General features: G+C 34.8%; 22 protein-coding genes. All 22 read right to left on the bottom strand.

The genetic code is table 11. The annotated features are described in order from the left end of the window. Positions 1 to 149 precede the first annotated feature (149 nt). Positions 150 to 1043, bottom strand: a complete 894-nt coding sequence (locus ACW2QC_RS00265) for a DUF6612 family protein (RefSeq protein WP_457541974.1) — start codon at positions 1041 to 1043, stop codon at positions 150 to 152. 292 nt (positions 1044 to 1335) lie between these two features. Beyond that, on the bottom strand, positions 1336 to 1728 hold the full coding sequence (locus ACW2QC_RS00260; RefSeq protein WP_457541973.1) for a hypothetical protein: 393 nt from the start codon (positions 1726 to 1728) through the stop codon (positions 1336 to 1338). A gap of 509 nt (positions 1729 to 2237) precedes the next feature. Next, a complete protein-coding gene (locus ACW2QC_RS00255) occupies positions 2238 to 2621 on the bottom strand; it encodes a hypothetical protein (RefSeq protein ID WP_457541972.1) in 384 nt (127 codons plus the stop codon). A gap of 239 nt (positions 2622 to 2860) precedes the next feature. Continuing rightward, a complete protein-coding gene (locus tag ACW2QC_RS00250) occupies positions 2861 to 3403 on the bottom strand; it encodes a hypothetical protein (protein ID WP_457541971.1) in 543 nt (180 codons plus the stop codon). A gap of 1142 nt (positions 3404 to 4545) precedes the next feature. After that, a complete protein-coding gene (locus tag ACW2QC_RS00245) occupies positions 4546 to 5070 on the bottom strand; it encodes a hypothetical protein (RefSeq protein ID WP_457541970.1) in 525 nt (174 codons plus the stop codon). A 144-nt stretch (positions 5071 to 5214) separates the two neighbouring features. Next, on the bottom strand, positions 5215 to 5451 hold the full coding sequence (locus ACW2QC_RS00240; protein WP_457541969.1) for a hypothetical protein: 237 nt from the start codon (positions 5449 to 5451) through the stop codon (positions 5215 to 5217). 487 nt (positions 5452 to 5938) lie between these two features. Then, positions 5939 to 6325, bottom strand: coding sequence for a DUF443 family protein (locus ACW2QC_RS00235; RefSeq protein ID WP_457542265.1), 387 nt, complete (start codon positions 6323 to 6325; stop codon positions 5939 to 5941). Next, the gene (locus ACW2QC_RS00230) at positions 6318 to 6593 is read right to left on the bottom strand and encodes a DUF443 family protein (protein WP_457541968.1); all 276 of its coding nucleotides are present in this window, start codon (positions 6591 to 6593) and stop codon (positions 6318 to 6320) included. The genes ACW2QC_RS00235 and ACW2QC_RS00230 overlap by 8 nt, the downstream gene beginning before the upstream one ends. A gap of 56 nt (positions 6594 to 6649) precedes the next feature. Then, positions 6650 to 7309, bottom strand: a complete 660-nt coding sequence (locus tag ACW2QC_RS00225; protein ID WP_457541967.1) for a DUF443 family protein — start codon at positions 7307 to 7309, stop codon at positions 6650 to 6652. A 45-nt stretch (positions 7310 to 7354) separates the two neighbouring features. Further along, positions 7355 to 7645 (bottom strand): DUF443 family protein, encoded by a 291-nt coding sequence (locus ACW2QC_RS00220; RefSeq protein WP_457542264.1) that lies wholly within the window; start codon positions 7643 to 7645, stop codon positions 7355 to 7357. Further along, positions 7597 to 8007 (bottom strand): DUF443 family protein, encoded by a 411-nt coding sequence (locus ACW2QC_RS00215; RefSeq protein WP_457541966.1) that lies wholly within the window; start codon positions 8005 to 8007, stop codon positions 7597 to 7599. The genes ACW2QC_RS00220 and ACW2QC_RS00215 overlap by 49 nt, the downstream gene beginning before the upstream one ends. Positions 8008 to 8175: 168 nt before the next feature. After that, positions 8176 to 8964, bottom strand: coding sequence for a DUF443 family protein (locus tag ACW2QC_RS00210; RefSeq protein WP_457541965.1), 789 nt, complete (start codon positions 8962 to 8964; stop codon positions 8176 to 8178). Between the two features lie 7 nt (positions 8965 to 8971). Further along, on the bottom strand, positions 8972 to 9631 hold the full coding sequence (locus ACW2QC_RS00205) for a DUF443 family protein (protein ID WP_457541964.1): 660 nt from the start codon (positions 9629 to 9631) through the stop codon (positions 8972 to 8974). Between the two features lie 71 nt (positions 9632 to 9702). Further along, positions 9703 to 10479, bottom strand: coding sequence for a hypothetical protein (locus tag ACW2QC_RS00200; protein ID WP_457541963.1), 777 nt, complete (start codon positions 10477 to 10479; stop codon positions 9703 to 9705). A gap of 812 nt (positions 10480 to 11291) precedes the next feature. Then, positions 11292 to 11978: a DUF443 family protein gene (locus ACW2QC_RS00195; protein WP_457541962.1), complete on the bottom strand. Its 687-nt coding sequence runs from the start codon at positions 11976 to 11978 to the stop codon at positions 11292 to 11294. After that, on the bottom strand, positions 11950 to 12159 hold the full coding sequence (locus ACW2QC_RS00190) for a hypothetical protein (protein ID WP_457541961.1): 210 nt from the start codon (positions 12157 to 12159) through the stop codon (positions 11950 to 11952). Before ACW2QC_RS00190 ends, ACW2QC_RS00195 begins: the two co-directional genes overlap by 29 nt. Before the next feature lie 168 nt (positions 12160 to 12327). Continuing rightward, positions 12328 to 12507, bottom strand: coding sequence for a hypothetical protein (locus ACW2QC_RS00185; RefSeq protein WP_457541960.1), 180 nt, complete (start codon positions 12505 to 12507; stop codon positions 12328 to 12330). 102 nt (positions 12508 to 12609) lie between these two features. Continuing rightward, the gene (locus tag ACW2QC_RS00180) at positions 12610 to 13269 is read right to left on the bottom strand and encodes a DUF443 family protein (protein ID WP_457541959.1); all 660 of its coding nucleotides are present in this window, start codon (positions 13267 to 13269) and stop codon (positions 12610 to 12612) included. Positions 13270 to 13432: 163 nt separating this feature from the next. Beyond that, entirely contained in the window at positions 13433 to 13744 is a 312-nt protein-coding gene (locus tag ACW2QC_RS00175; protein ID WP_457541958.1) for a DUF4176 domain-containing protein, read from the bottom strand. A gap of 245 nt (positions 13745 to 13989) precedes the next feature. Further along, positions 13990 to 14634 carry a DUF443 family protein gene (locus tag ACW2QC_RS00170; RefSeq protein WP_457541957.1) on the bottom strand — a complete coding sequence of 215 codons (645 nt, stop codon included), beginning with the start codon at positions 14632 to 14634 and terminating at the stop codon, positions 13990 to 13992. Between the two features lie 120 nt (positions 14635 to 14754). Next, positions 14755 to 15066, bottom strand: coding sequence for a DUF4176 domain-containing protein (locus tag ACW2QC_RS00165; protein ID WP_457541956.1), 312 nt, complete (start codon positions 15064 to 15066; stop codon positions 14755 to 14757). Positions 15067 to 15130: 64 nt separating this feature from the next. Continuing rightward, positions 15131 to 15790, bottom strand: a complete 660-nt coding sequence (locus ACW2QC_RS00160; RefSeq protein WP_457541955.1) for a DUF443 family protein — start codon at positions 15788 to 15790, stop codon at positions 15131 to 15133. Positions 15791 to 15800 lie beyond the last annotated feature (10 nt).

Raw genomic sequence — 15800 nt, 5'->3', positions numbered from 1 at the left:
TACTTAGCCACATCCTTTCTTAAATTATACCTCTTATCATACTACAAAAACGTTGTCATTGGAGGATATTTTTAAAATACTTTTACCAACAGCCCTGTCTGCCAATAAAAAAATGCGCCTATCAAGCGGCGCATTTTCAAAGCAAATCCTTATTGTAGTTGATTTCCTACATCAGCTGCATCTATTGCATTTTCTTTCACATCAGCTGGAACTTCAATTGCATCGACCTTATTGATATTCGAATACTCGGACTCAACATTTTGAACAATATTTAGTTCGGATCCATCTTGCTTCATTGTTATATCCATATCCATATTAAGAGCTTTCATATCATATGTTTCTTTATCAATTGTAAGTTCATATGCCAAGCTATTAATCTTTGTATTCTCTAGAGCTTGCTGACCCTCTTCGCCCATTTGCTGCATCAATTCTGGTGGCATGGAGTCCTTCATCATTTTTTGCATCAAATCATTGAATTTCTCGCCATCCGCAGATAATTTTAAAGTAAACTCATTATCCGTCTGTTCAAAAGAAAGTTCATCTGCATAATCCTGTAGCATTTTTAATTGCTCGGATGGATCTGGTTGCTGACCTGCCATTTCCTGTAAAGCGTCCATTGATGTGCCTTCCATCTTTAGCCACTCGCCATTAAATTGATCACTGGTCATATACATTCCGTCGTCAACCATATATATTTCCATACCCATTTCTGGAATTTGCTCTTCTGAACCATCCATTGTCATTTTGGTAGTCCCATTAAGATACATTGCCATTGGGTCCATCGTCATTTTCGTGTCAAACTTACTTTCGTTATTCATTGAAATTGAATCTGCCTCAGACTTAATCTGTTGGTTCATATTCATGGAAACTTCCGCACTTTCCATTTCCTCCGATGCTTCCAATGCCTTCGTATATACTTCCTTCGCCGTCAGTTCACTTTCATTTTCCTCACTCGTGCCCTCCGCTGGCTCAGCAGTCTCATTACATGCAGCAAGAACAAGCGCCATCAACCCAGCCACGATTAGCAACATCCACTTTTTCAAGTTGTATCCACCTTCCTTAAATTTGTTTTACATATATGTATACGGATAACGCAAGAAAGAGGTTCCCTTTCTTTTTAATAGAATAGATATCCCCGTTGCATCATCCTACATTAATGTATCATTCATTTTTTCGCAGTTTTCACACAATCTTCCCAAGTACTTATATTAACATAAAAGGATGAAATGTATCTCATAAATATTGGAAATGAGACCTTATGACTAAATATACGAATAATTCTGTACTGCATGAGGAACCCTTTGTATTTATGAAATAATAGTAACAGTCCAATTATCAAGCAGCCAATTCCTGCACTTTCTTCGCCAAAAAAGTTTGAACGCCGGCAATAATGAAAAGGATCCCAGCACCTACAACGACTAAAGTCGGAAACCCGATAATAATAAGAATGAATCCTCGCGCCGTGGTTGCCTTTGTCTGTACTTTTTTACTAATCATCAAACCGATCATTCCCAATACGAAGAGCCCAACAAGCAAGCCCAACCATAACATTAAGGGACCAGGATAGGTGGTAAGCTCCCACAATGTACCGCTTGTATAGGAATCATTAATGGTGATTTCCACTGGGGTAAACATGCTTAATACCAAAAAGAATCCGGACGCACCCATACAAATAAAGCCGCCAATTTTGGCTAAAAGCTTTGCCGTCCTCGCATTTTTGTTACCCATTTTCTCGCTCCTTCTGAATACCCATGGCTAAAGTCACACACGCCCTGGGCTAACTTTTAAAATATATTCACAGTTTCATAGGCTTATCTTCAGACTTCTGTAACACATATCGCGATTCAACCCAATCAAAATCATTCTTATGCAAATTAAAACCTTGTTATTAATAATTACTGAATCACGTAAATAATTAGGAGTTATCTTTCCCATTCTAAACAATCGTTTTATTCCGCCTTTTCATATTCAAAATCATTAATTTCTAAAACCATCTCTTCTGTATTCATACTTTTTAACAACTCGGCTTGTTTATCCGACAAATCCAACATAAATGGAATAGCCCCATCCGGTTAGAATAAAACTTCAATCCCCTTCACCTCATCAATTTTAAAATAATCCCAAAATAAATGATCCCTTCGATGTTGAATTTTTTATAGTTATTAGATTATCAAAAACAAATGGTTTCCCCATTAACCATCATTCAATTTGATTTAGAAACCTATCATGAGCCTCCGTTACACACCGAAATATAGAACAACTATAATCATCGCTCCATACACCAGAAACGACACCACATTTGACCACTTTTTATTTGTAATCCCAAAATGGGCAAAGATAAGAACCCCAAATAAACAGGCCATTAATAAGGTACAAAGCCAAGACTGGATAAATAATTGTACAACGACAACAGCAGCTCCTGATCCCAGAACACCAAGCCATACAGGGGATAATATTTTTTCTAAAAAACTAGTAATCGTACCAAGAATGGCCACAATAGCAACAAACCCTAAAACAATGTATAGAAACATTTTTATTCCTGCACCGATGATAAACATGATTAGAACAAAGACAATTAGCCCCCCGACTGTGAGATAAAAGATTATTGGTGTAAATTTCATCTGTTCACCACCTTTTTTTACTCAAAGGCAAATGCAAAGTCCAGTCGTCTGACCAATTTACCAATCTAGCAAATCAAAATGAAAAATTACCCCCTTTTGTATATAGAGGCCCTTATTTAAGACCATTAGTGTTACACCCCATTTTTCAGACGAACAACACTTCCTATCGGCAAAATCCCCATTGCACCTAACCCTCTTGTCATTAAGCTGTTAAATTTCACCTAAATATGTACCTTATTTTATAACTCTATTTCTCTTCGTTTGAACTTTTTCAATACTTTAATACGAGCAAACGGTTTCATGAAAAGAAGAATCATGATAGTTGCTACTCCAAATGTACCAATAACTAAAAGCAAAATTTCACTATAAATAAAAAAGAGAACAAAAGCTAAAAGCGCTAATATGAGAGCTACTATGCTTGCATATATCTCAATACGCAGTTGCTTCATTCCTGCAATTGCGTTTTGTTCCATAGCGCTTGAATCTAAAAAAATCTCACGCTTCGTTTCCTCGATATAATAGTTCCCATATATTGATTGGGCAACAAAATAGCCCAATGCCAGTGCAGCAAAAAATAATATTGTGTTTAATAGAGGGTCTTGATACTCCTGGTAGATTCCATCAATAATCTTTGATCCATAAAATACTGCTAACATAAGAATAAAAAACACACCAAATGATTTTTTTCGATGCTGAATTTTATATAGGTGATTATTTTCTTGATCGTAAAATAGGGTATAAAGTTCCTTTTCCCTATATATTGGTAGTAATTTGTTTTGCACTCTTCCACCCCTATCTTTAACATTCTATCCGAAAACAGAGCCTAAATCTCCAAAGAATCCTAAGACGGCATCGCCAACATCATTGGTAACATCTTGAACTGTATCAACTAATTCCAATCATGACTAACACAAAAACAATAAAACCTATACTATTGTCCCAAACAACGGTATTTTTTCCTTCATTGAATTGAAATTATCCTTTTATATCAAAAAAAGCCCTCTTGCCAATCCATCCTTAATTGCCTTGTTTCATAGCTTAAAGGATTATTAAAAACAAGTGATTAAGTCCCAATTAAGCATCCTTTCGATCCATTGGTTTTAGGTTACCGTTCTTACTAAAATTAAAACTGGCAAATCTACATTTGCAATAAAGTATAACAAGTTGCTCCGGGAGAACGAATAACATAACAAAAAATAATAGGACGAATAATGTTATCATACCTATAGTTTCTATTTCGAAATTACCTAACGCTTTTACTAAAAACTGTAAAGTAAAAAGCAATCCAATACTTCCGGTAGTAATTATAGGTAAATAAGACTTTATATTACTTTCAGCTATTGATCTTAATTTGTCCTTTTTGGATCCCCTTCGATATTGTCCCTTATGTAAGAGATAATAAAATCTAATACACGTTACTATAAAGATTAATAGTCCAAATAATAATGTTACATAGGTAAACGTTAAAAGAGAATTAGCTGAAACTCTCCCATCTTCTCCAATTAAGAATAGTGCACTAATATAAAAATATAAACCTCCTGCGTTTTGAGTCGCCAAGATTACTAACAAGTATTGCACTTTTTGACTCTTCCAGTATATAGCTGGAATGGCATAAATAATGGAAAATATAACGAAGACACTTGTTATAACGAAATGGATGTGGAACAATTCATCTTTATATGGAAAAATGGTGCTATCTCCAGCAACAACATAGGTCAAAAAAACATTAAGGGTTGAAAAAAAATAAATAATATTAATGTAAGGCTTAAAGAATTCGGGCTTTGCCTTCCTGATTCAAATGGGCCTCTTAGAGCAACAAAATCCTCTTCTGATAATTTTTGTAACATTATAGCCTCACCTCCCCGCTTGCTTTAAAAGTGCTCCCCATTTACTTTATAAACAATCATCTTCAACCATACTAAGATTAAATACCATTTTTATATATTTGAAATCGTGCTTTTGAAAAGTTGCATACTAAAGCACCAATCAGCAAAAATAATATAAAAGAAACCAGCAACCAAATTAACAGATGATACAACAAAAATAAGATGATACATACAATAGAACTTAACAAAACAATAAGTGTAAATATTAACTCAACCTTAAATCTTTTTTTACCCTCATCTAAGTAATCGTTTATCATCTCATTTGATAGATATATTTCTTTCAAACTACCAGCTGAATTTTTATGAATATATATACCCATAAGGACACTCAAGGTTACTCCACCTAAAATTAATATTATCATATAAAAAGGGCTATCTATGGTGACGCCAGTAAGACTTCTCATTAAAATTAAGGCGGCTATAAAACCGATCCAATATACCGATTGGCTTATTTCCTTATGATAGGCTTTATATACCTTCATTGTTTGTATATCAAGAAATACCGTATATCCTAACCTGCCTTTATCCTTATTCGCATAAATCGGAATTCTTGTTTTGCTCACATTTGTCCTCCTAAATTAGTGGATATTTTCCTTTTTATTGGTCAAATCCTCATTTTTTCTGCCACCTCTTGTTTATAAAAAAATTACATTAAAATATTCGCCTTAAATTGTGTGAGTATTTTATGTTAAAATCTCTATAGTTTTTTATAGCTTTATTTCCTTGTTTTGAAACATTCGTAGTATTTTAATTCGAGTGTACGGCTTCATTAAAAGAAAGACAAATATGGGTGCGCTACCTAAACAACCAATGATTAAGAGTTCAAATTGGCTAAACATGAAAAATAAAACAAAACCCAATAGAGCTAACAGAATACTTAATCCACCGCCAACGGATAACTCAATACGAAGTTGTTCCATTCCCTTAATGGCATAATTTTCCATACTTTCCTCATCCAAAAAAATCGATCTATTTGTTTCTTCAATGTAATATCTGTTATAAAAGTATTTTGCTATAACATAACAAATTACGTTTAGTACAAGAAATAAAATAATATTGAGTAAAGTCCCTTTATAAGATTGATAGATTCCATTAGCAAATCTTGAGCCATAAAGAACTAAAATGAAAAGAAAAACATAAACTGTTGATGATTTTTTCCTATGGGGAAACTTATAGAGCTTATTATGTTCTTCATCATAAAATAATGTATATATTTCCTTTTCTCTATAAAGTGGTATTAATTTGTTCCTCACCATTCCACTCCTAACTTTTTAATTACATTTGCTTAGTCAAATATAGACCCTAAACCACCAAAGAAACTGAAACAGCATCTCCTATTTTTTCAGTAGTATCTGCAACTGTATCTACCACACTATCACTTACATTTTGAAAAGTTTGCGTGATCTTTTCTTTATTATCGTTATATAAGGGTTAAATCGCTGTATCTTTATCACTCTTAAACTCCACTGTAGTTCTGTCTCCTTTTATCACTACAACAATTGTAAGCAATAAGATAAAAAAACAAGACGCTGCCACGAGCAATCCAATTACATTTGGCAATTCATAAAAACCCGCAAAAAACAACAGGGTTAATGAAAGAAAGAAAAGGTAGAAAAATAAAACCTGAAAAAAATGTTTGGAGGATCTTGGCCTAATCCATATTCGTTTTATTGGCAATTGTTCCAGGTTAATTATTCTGTATAATCGCTGTTTACACCTTTGGGTTATATAAAAAAGCAGAGAAAACTCAATAATAATCGCAATCGCTATAAGTATAAGCCTAACTAGCTTTGTGCCTTGGAAGTTAAAGTTATCCATATAGGGTGTTAAAAGATTTCCCCCAAATACCCCCGACAAACAATGCAACGCCCATCCCTATATTTGATTGCTTTACCTCTGATTTCGTTAACTTTTCTGCGATATCCGGATCATCAATTTTAAAAACGGAATTCGGCAGCATCCAGAAGAAAAAAGGAAATACGATCTTCCAAAAGGATCCCCATATATCCAAGATAAATTGTTCTCCATCAATGATTAGGATTCTATATCTTGGGTTTTTTGCAACGCGTTGGATGTTACATTTCATTGGATTACCCCCCCTCCCATGCAGTACTTACCTTCATCTTTCTATCGTATTCGATGTTAGACAGCTTCTTTTTTACCACCCCTAAATTTCACAGTGGTATGACCCACTGTTTCCGTCAAGGCATGCGTAATTAATAAAAAAACCAGAGAACCCACTGCAAATAATAGTGTTATGATATCCGAATCTACAATAGAAAAGTAAAAAAGTACTAAGGTCAATGTCAAAGAAAAGAGATAAGTAACTACAACTTGTAAAAAGTGTTTGATGGACTGTGGTCTGATCCATAATTTATTTGTAGATAGCTCCTTAAGATTCACAACACTGTACAGTTTCTTTTTCAACCTATTGTTTATAGATGCGACCATTACTAACGCGAATATTACAAGAAAACCAAGAATGACAGCATTAATTAACGGAGCGTCTGGGAGCGCAAAGTAATCTGCCAAAGGTTTTAAAAGTGTCGCTAAAAGAACACCAATACCTGCTTCCAATCCACCGAATCCTCCTTTTTCCGTATGGTTTACTTCCGGTGACTTCAATTTTTCTACGATATTCGGATCGTCCACTCTATAAACACGATTTGGGAACATCCAGAAGAAAAACGGGAATATAATTTTCCAAAAAGAATGTCCCATATCCATGATATATTGCTCTCCGTCAATGGTCAGAATTCTATATCTAAGATTTTTAAACGCACCTTGTACTTTACAATTCATTTGATCGCCCCATCTATTCTATTACCTTATTCGAGGTTAAACAGGTTAAACCGCTTTTCTATAACCTTTAAATCTCACGGTAGTTTGACCTTCTTCTACCGCAATACGACTGGTTAACAAAAAAAGGAACAATAAACCCGATGTAATGATCAACACCATGAAATTCCTCGTCTGAACGTATAATAAAAAAACACATATATTAAATCCAAAAAGCCATATATAGGCTACTGACACCTTGAGAAAATGCTTGATTGACCTTGGCCGAATCCATATTACATTCTTTGGTACTATCTCAAGTTTAACAACATCATACAATTTCTTTTTGCGCCTATGGATAATGAAAAATACAGCAGAGCCACGAGTATTAAGGCGAGAAAAAGCAATATAATATTGACTAGCAGAGAGGTCGGAATTTCAAAATAATCCATTAAGGGCACTAAAAGAATACCAATCAGATAAGCAAACCCCGCTAAAAACGTCAGAAATGAACTCCCCATCTTTTCTACTTCTGGCACCTTCAACTGTTCCACAATAGCTTTATCCTCAGTTTTGAATACGGGACTTGGAAACATCCAAAAGAAAAACGGAAATACAATTTTCCAAAAGGATCTCTCCATATCCAGGATGTATGGTTCACCGTTGATAATCAGAATTCGATATCGTATGTTTTTGGCTAAATGTTGTACCTCGCAATTCATGAAATAATCTTCCTTCCCAACTTACCGAATTAATCCCAACAGGAAAACGGGTGATCGCGTCAAGACCTTCCTTCAGGTACACAATCGCTCAAATTGGTAACAACATGAATATCGCTTCTCCTGATTTCTTAATTTTCCTCTTTGAAATTCATGACACGATATTCGAATTTAGATTGCTGCTTTTTTACTACCCCTGAATTTCACGGTAGTAGTACCCATTGTTACAGGACCAGCACTGGTAATTAATAAAAAAATCAATGCAATCATTGTAAAAATTAGTGTTATGATATCTGGATCTGCAATAGATAAATAGAAAAAGACTAGGGTTAATACCAGAAAGAAAAGATAAATAACTACAACTTTAAAAAAATGCTTGATGGACTTAGGCCTGATCCATAATTTTTTCGTCGATAACTCCTCAAGACTCACAATATTATGCAGTTTCTTTTTAAACCTATTGTTTATAGACATGCCTAAGGCAAACACGAATATCACAATGATAAGTAGAATTACGGTGTTAACAAATGGATTACCGGAAATAGCTAGATAATCCGACAAAGGCTTTAAAAGAGTAGTCAAGGAAAGTCCAATGCCTGCCCCTAATATACTGTTATGTCCTGTTGCTGTTTGATTCACTTCCGAAGTTTGCAATTTCTCCACAATATTCGGATCGTCCACTCTATAAACACGATTCGGGAGCATCCAAAAGAAAAATGGGAATATAATTTTCCAAAAAGACCCCCACAAATCCAGGATATACGTTTCTTCATTAATAGTTAGAACTCTATATCTGAGGTTTTTAGACGCACCTTGTACTTTACAATTCATTTGACATTTCCCCACTTTAGCAGTACCTTTCAAGTCATCAAAAAAATCGGTTACTTTATATATTTCCGCTTTTGGCCCATTCTTGTTTTCCTTTAACCACGTAATGTTTGCGGGACTCGTTATTTTCATTTCGACGTTATTCTGCTATTTTTTTACCACCTTTGAATTTCACGGTAGTAGTACCCACCGTTACCCACAACACATTGGTAAACACATAAAATAGCAAAACACCTACCGTGAAAATTAGCGTTATAACATCTGACTCTACAATAGATAAATAGAAGAACACCAGGGTTAATACTAGAATAAAAAGATAAGTAAATACACCTTGTACAAAGTGTTTGACAGACCTTGGCCTTATCCATAACTTGTCCGTCGATAACTCCTCAAGATTCACAGCATTTTGTAGTCTCTTTTTAAACTTATTATTTATAGATGCGACCATTACTATGACAAATATTACGAGAACACTAAGTATCACAGCATTGATTAACGGATTGTCTGGGAGCGCAAAATAATCTGCAACAGGCTTTAAAAGCGTCGTTATAAAAATGCCAATACCCGCTCCCAATCCACTGAATCTTCCTGTTTCTGTTTGGTTCACTTCCGGTGACTTCAATTTCTCCACGATATTCGGATCGTCTACTCTATAAACAGGATTTGGAAACATCCAGAATACAAAAGGGAATAAAAATTTCCAGAAGGATCGTCCCATATCAATGATATATTGCCTTTCATCGATGATTAGGATTCGATACCTTAGATTTTTAAATACACCATATACCATGCACCTCATTGGATAATCCCCATTTCCATTTCATTAAATTGACTGCGCCGGACCCTCGCTAATTCTTTTCTCCTATCGATCTAAGTATCGTTTCTATCCATTGGTTTTAAGTTACCATCTTTATTAAAATTAAAGCTTTCAAATCGATATTTACAATAGAGGATCACTAGTTGTTCGGGTAGGACAAATAACATAGCAAAAAAGAGTGAAGGCCCTATTATAACCACGATCACAACGTTAATATCAAGCACATAACTATTCCTTGCTATATATTGGATAACATAAACCAATCCGGTACCAATAATAATCGCCATTGGCAAATATGATTTTGCTTCGAATTTTTTCCTAAGTTTATCCTTTTGGGAGCCTTCCCTGTAATGCCCTCTTTGTAATAATAAATAAAACCGAACCCATGTGATAACAAAAACTAACAGTCCAATAAATAATGTTACGTACGTAAAGTTCAAAAGAGAACCTTTCGTAGCATCTATTCCAAGACGATTTGAACCCAGCATAAATAATGAACTTATAAATAGGAAAGTGGCTCCTGTATTTTGCGATGTCAAGATGATTAATAGATACTGGATTTTTTGATCTTTCTTGTACATGATTGGGATCGAAAAAGTTATAGAAAACAATATCAGTACTATAGTAATCCATAGATGAACATTCATAATCATATCTTTGTTGGGATAAACGGTTCCATCGGCGGCTACAACATATGTCAAAAAAAACATTAAAAGTTGGATAAAAACGAATAAAATTAACGTAATTGCTAAAGATCTTGGCTTCTGTCTTCCTGATTCAAATGGTCCTCTTAAAGCAGAAAACTTTTCTTCGGGTAATTTACTTTGCATTACTTTAGCCCCCTTGACTAACTAAACCAAGCCGTCAATTTGTGAAACGCGACTTTTGCTCGATCCATTACTGATTTTCTACTTTTACCAAGCTTTAAATTTAATAGTGAATTTCCTCCAATTCTAGCGACTACTCCAACAGCTGGCCTTTTATCATTTGCCGTTGCTTTACGGAATAAATCAGATGCTCACGTCAGAAATGCATTTAAAACAAAGTGTTAATTGGGGCAATGCAAACTGCGCCTTTAAGTTTACACGATATGAAAATTGGAAAGTAGGTTTGGTCAAACGTAAGGTAATAATTCGCCTCATCCATTCCAATTCCAATTTCGCTACTTACATACACGGAGTTAAACTGCCTTTTTATAACCTCTAAATCTCACGGTAGTACGTCCTTCTTCTACCGCAATACGACTGGTTAACAAAAAACAAACAATAAACTCGATAAAATGACTAGCAGCGCACCATATCTAGGATGTATGTTCAGCGTCAATAATCAGTATGTTTTTGGCTAAATGTTGTACCTCGCAATTCATGAAATAATCTTCCTTCCCAACTTACGAATTGACCCCATTAAAAAAACAGGTCTTCCGTCATTATTTATAGCTTTATTTCTCTTTTTTGAAACCTGCGCAATATTTTAATTCATGTGTATGGCTTCATTAAAAGAAAGACAAATATAGCTACGCTGCCTAAACAACCGATAACCAGAAGTTCAAATTGGCTAAAAATAAAAAATAGATATACCATCGACCCCATTTGCAGCAAAAATATTCTCTACCCTCACCTTTGGAAATTTTCCTCTTTGCAATTCATGACTCGTTTCTATCGTATTCGTCGTTAAACCGCTGTTTTTTTCTACATTTAAATTTCACGGTAGTATAACCAGCTGTTGCCATCAAAACATGGGTAAACAATACAAAAAGCAAACCAACCGCTGTGGAGATTAGCGTTATGACATCCGGATCGGTAATAGCAAACCAAAAAAATACTAGGGTAAGTGCCAGAAAAAAAAGATAGGTAACTAAAGCTTGGGAAAAATGTTTAATAGACCTGGGTCTGATCCATAATTTATCCATAGATAACTCCTCAAGGTTGACAACATTACACAGTTTCTTTTTAAGCTTATTGTTTACAGATACACACAGCGCAAACACGAATACCACAATAATCAGTAGTATTATAGAATTGATTAATCGGGTGCCTGGGATAGCAAGGTACTCCGACAAAGGCTCTAAAAGGGTAGTCAAAATAAGGCCTATACCTGCTCCTAGTACACTGGAATGCCCTGTTTTTATTTGGTTTACTTCCGGTGATTTCAATCCTATCACGATATTCGGATCATCCACTCTGTAAACGCGATTCGGGAGCATCCAGAAGAAAAACGGGAATATAATTTTCCATATAGAGCTTCCCATATCCATAATATACTGTTCCCCATCAATGGTCAGAATTCTATATCTAAGGTTTTTAAACACACCTTGTACTTTGCAGTTCATTTTTGACAATTCCCCACTTCATTAAATTGACGGTACCGTACACTGAACCTTCTCTCCCGCCAGTGTTAACCGTTGCATCATCACCTTTAAACTTCACAGTAGTATCTTCTTCTAAATCCGTCATATCATATAAAGGGATTAACATAAAAAGGATAACAAACATCAAAAAGACCAATACCATACATTAAGGTTACTCCATCTAAAATAAATATTATCATATAAAAAGGGCTATCTATGGTGACACCCGTTAGACTTCTCATTAAAATTAAGGCGGCTATAAAACCGATCCAATACACTGTTTGGCTTATTTCCTTATAATAGGCTTTATATGCCCTTCTTATTTGTATATCTAGTAATATGGTATATCCAGGTCTACCTTTATCTTTATTAAAATTGGAACTATTGTTTTGCTCACATTTGTCCTCCAAACCAATATGGGACCTAATCCTTTTACAGTTTCGACTGCGTTTTCTCCAATATGTTGCAATCCTTCAATTACTTCTCCGCCATTTTGATAAACCCAATCCAAATCAGCTGACCCTGCATGCCCTATTCATCGCAATCTCTTTATCCGGATCGTTTAGGCGATTTCTATCCCTCCTTTATCAGTCAGGTTTACATCATCTTAACGTTAGATTGCTCTCCTCTTATCATCCCTAAATTTTACTGTAGTACTTCCTACTGCTACCGTAATACAGCTGGCAAACAATACAAATAGCAATAACATCATCGTAATGAGTAATATTAGGACATTTGGGTATTCAATAAAAGCTACAAAAAGCAATACAACAAATGCCAAAAAAAATAAGTACATACCCAAGACCAGGGAAAAATGTTTGACTGGCTTTGGCCTGATCCACAATCGCTCTGTCGATAGTTTTTCAAGATTGACAACTTGAAAGAGATTCCTTTTATTTATATGTCTAATATACAAACGCAGGGATATTAAGAGTATGACTGTGATCATAACAATAATCGAATTAACGGATGGGGAACTTTGAATATCAAAGTAATCCATCAATGGGCTTAAAAGATTCGCTATCAATACGGCAATACCACCACCAATCCACCCATGTCCTCCTGTATTTACTTGTTTCACACTCGGCACCTTTAACTTTTCCACGATCTCGTTATTTTCCACTCTAAAAACAGTGTTAGGAGACATCCAAAACAAAAATGGAAAGAGAACTTTCCAAATGGATTTCCCTAAGTCCAAGATATAGGTTTGACCTTCGATAACCAATATTCGATATCTTAGATTTTTATATACACCATGCACCTTGCAGTTCATTGAATTTTCACCTCTTTCTCTTGTTCCAATACTGCACTCCCATCATTAGTAATAGAGTAAAAAATATATTCTTCTATTCTAGTTCATTTGTTTAATTGTTCCGAGTTGTTATTTCTGATCACGCACAAAAAGAAACATATATTACATATGCTTCAATCCAATTTTATTCTAATGGCCCGGTAACAGCTCCCTTTTTAACACTTTCTTTATTTTCTTCCTTCCAGTCATAGTAAATCTTCTGAAAACGTTCTTCTTCGGAATCTTTAAATCCTTCAAATACCACTTCATCTATATTTTCTTCATTAAAATAGAAGACGTTATTGGGATCTAGTCCCTGTGGGTAAAAACAGCCGGAATAATCATACATTACTCTTTCACCTTCATTTTCACCTGCCTGAAGAAGCGGTCCTCTGTTCAAGATCATTAGTTTACTTGTGCCCTCTTTCAGATATACAATCGATCCAATTGGTAACATGTAAATTCTCCTCTCTCGGTTTTTTGATGCTTTTTCAGTTTATTGTATTCAGTGAAGACCGCTGTTTTTTCTACACCTAAAAATTGACAAATGTGGCCTACTATTATCACTAAGACAATGGTAAACAATACAAAAACTAGAGGCTTTTAAAAACATTATTATAATGTCCTCATTACCCGCACCTAACGTGTCGCAATTCCTTGATTTTATGTTTCACTCCGATGGACATCTAAGCTGCCATGTCTTTATTCCCTAAATTTCACTGTTATACTTTCTCCCATTACAGTCATAGCGTTGACAATCAATAAAAGAAATGAGAAGGCCACCGCAACAAGTAATGCTATTACATTTGGCATATTAAGGAATGCCACAAATGCAAATAGAGCGAATAAGAGAAAAATGACATAACTAAATAAAACTTGAAAAAAATGCTTGAAGGACATTGGCCTAATCCATAATCGTTCCGTTGGCAGCCGATCAAGATTAACCATACTATATAGGCGTATTTTACATCTCTTAGCCATATAAAAAAATAGTGACAAGACAATAATGATAGTAATTGTTATAATCATTAGTCTGACCAATTTCGTACTTTGAAAATTAAAGTAATCCATTAAAGGTGTTAAAAGGTTCCCCAAAAAAACAGAAACACCTCCAACTAACACCGCAAGCGCCATCCCTATCTTATTCTGTTTCACTTCCAATGTGGTTAATTTTTCAACTAAATCCGGATCATCAACTTTATAAACGGAATTTGGCAGCATCCAGAAGAAAAAAGGAAATACAATTTTCCAAAAGGATCCCCAAATATCAAGGATGAATTTTTCTCCGTTGATTGTCAGGATTCTATATCTTGAATTTCTTACCACACGTTGTATAACACAATTCATTAGATCTCCCCATCTGTTTGCAGATGTAAAATTCTATTCATGTTTACTTGTTCTCTTTTAATAATGATACTTCCGTCCACGAACAAAAGAAGCATATATTACATATGCTTCAATCCAATTTTATTTTAACGGCCCAGTAACAGTTCCCTTTTTTACATCCGCCTTATTCTCTTCCTTCCAGTCATAAAAGATCTTCTGAAAACGTTCTTCATCGGAATCCTTAAAACCCTCAAATACCACTTCATCTATATTTTCTTCATTAAAATAGAAAACATTATTGGGATCCAATCCTTGCGGGTAAAAACATCCTGAATAATCATACCATATGCTTCTTTCCTCTCCTTCCTCTGACGGCAGAATTGGTCCTCTGTTCAAAATCATAAGCTTACTAGTTCCTTCTTTTAAATACACAATTGATCCAATGGGTAACAAAATGATTCTCTCCTCCTAATTTTCTAACACTTTATCTGAATTCACTATTAAAACGTTATAACTGTTAGACTGCTGTTTCCTTGTCATCTTTAAATTTCACTGTAGTACTTCCTACTACTACCGTAATACAGCTGGCAAACAATACAAAGAGCATCAATATCATTGTAAAGAATAATATCATCACATTCGGGAAATTAATAAATGTGCCAAAACCTAACACAGCAAGTGCCAGAAAAAATAAGTACGTACCCAAGACTAGGGAAAAGTGTTTGATTGGTTTTGGCCTGATCCATAATCGCTCTGTCGATAGCTGTCCAAGATTGACAACTTGATAGAGATTCCTTTTATTTATATATCTAATATACAGACGCAGGGATACTAAGAGTATGACTGTGATCATAACAATAATTGAATTAACGGATGGGGAACTTTGAATATCAAAGTAATCCATCAATGGGCTTAAAAGATTCGCTATCAATACGGCAATACCACCACCAATCCACCCATGTCCTCCTGTATTCACTTGTTTCACTCTCGGTGCCTTTAATTTTTCCACGACTTCGTTATTTTCCACCTTAAAAACAGTGTTAGGAGACATCCAAAACAAAAATGGAAAGAGAACTTTCCAAATGGATTTCCCTAAGTCCAAGATATAGGTTTGACCTTCGATAACCAATATTCGATATCTTAGATTTTTATATACGCCATGCACCTTACAGTTCATTAACTTTCAC

It is taken from the genome of Virgibacillus sp. FSP13 (assembly GCF_054048505.1).
This window is presented reverse-complemented; position numbering and strand designations above follow the sequence as displayed.

What these genes read in the sequence shown, in the direction of transcription:
- ACW2QC_RS00260 (WP_457541973.1), bottom strand. Translation starts at nt 1,728, where the DNA reads ATGGGTAACAAAAATGCGAGGACGGCAAAGCTTTTAGCCAAAATTGGC.
- ACW2QC_RS00255 (WP_457541972.1), bottom strand. Translation starts at nt 2,621, where the DNA reads ATGAAATTTACACCAATAATCTTTTATCTCACAGTCGGGGGGCTAATT.
- ACW2QC_RS00240 (WP_457541969.1), bottom strand. Translation starts at nt 5,451, where the DNA reads ATGGAAAATTATGCCATTAAGGGAATGGAACAACTTCGTATTGAGTTA.
- ACW2QC_RS00235 (WP_457542265.1), bottom strand. Translation starts at nt 6,325, where the DNA reads ATGGATAACTTTAACTTCCAAGGCACAAAGCTAGTTAGGCTTATACTT.
- ACW2QC_RS00230 (WP_457541968.1), bottom strand. Translation starts at nt 6,593, where the DNA reads ATGAAATGTAACATCCAACGCGTTGCAAAAAACCCAAGATATAGAATC.
- ACW2QC_RS00225 (WP_457541967.1), bottom strand. Translation starts at nt 7,309, where the DNA reads ATGAATTGTAAAGTACAAGGTGCGTTTAAAAATCTTAGATATAGAATT.
- ACW2QC_RS00215 (WP_457541966.1), bottom strand. Translation starts at nt 8,007, where the DNA reads ATGAATTGCGAGGTACAACATTTAGCCAAAAACATACGATATCGAATT.
- ACW2QC_RS00210 (WP_457541965.1), bottom strand. Translation starts at nt 8,964, where the DNA reads ATGAAAATAACGAGTCCCGCAAACATTACGTGGTTAAAGGAAAACAAG.
- ACW2QC_RS00205 (WP_457541964.1), bottom strand. Translation starts at nt 9,631, where the DNA reads ATGAGGTGCATGGTATATGGTGTATTTAAAAATCTAAGGTATCGAATC.
- ACW2QC_RS00200 (WP_457541963.1), bottom strand. Translation starts at nt 10,479, where the DNA reads ATGCAAAGTAAATTACCCGAAGAAAAGTTTTCTGCTTTAAGAGGACCA.
- ACW2QC_RS00195 (WP_457541962.1), bottom strand. Translation starts at nt 11,978, where the DNA reads ATGAACTGCAAAGTACAAGGTGTGTTTAAAAACCTTAGATATAGAATT.
- ACW2QC_RS00190 (WP_457541961.1), bottom strand. Translation starts at nt 12,159, where the DNA reads ATGGTATTGGTCTTTTTGATGTTTGTTATCCTTTTTATGTTAATCCCT.
- ACW2QC_RS00180 (WP_457541959.1), bottom strand. Translation starts at nt 13,269, where the DNA reads ATGAACTGCAAGGTGCATGGTGTATATAAAAATCTAAGATATCGAATA.
- ACW2QC_RS00175 (WP_457541958.1), bottom strand. Translation starts at nt 13,744, where the DNA reads ATGTTACCAATTGGATCGATTGTATATCTGAAAGAGGGCACAAGTAAA.
- ACW2QC_RS00170 (WP_457541957.1), bottom strand. Translation starts at nt 14,634, where the DNA reads ATGAATTGTGTTATACAACGTGTGGTAAGAAATTCAAGATATAGAATC.
- ACW2QC_RS00160 (WP_457541955.1), bottom strand. Translation starts at nt 15,790, where the DNA reads ATGAACTGTAAGGTGCATGGCGTATATAAAAATCTAAGATATCGAATA.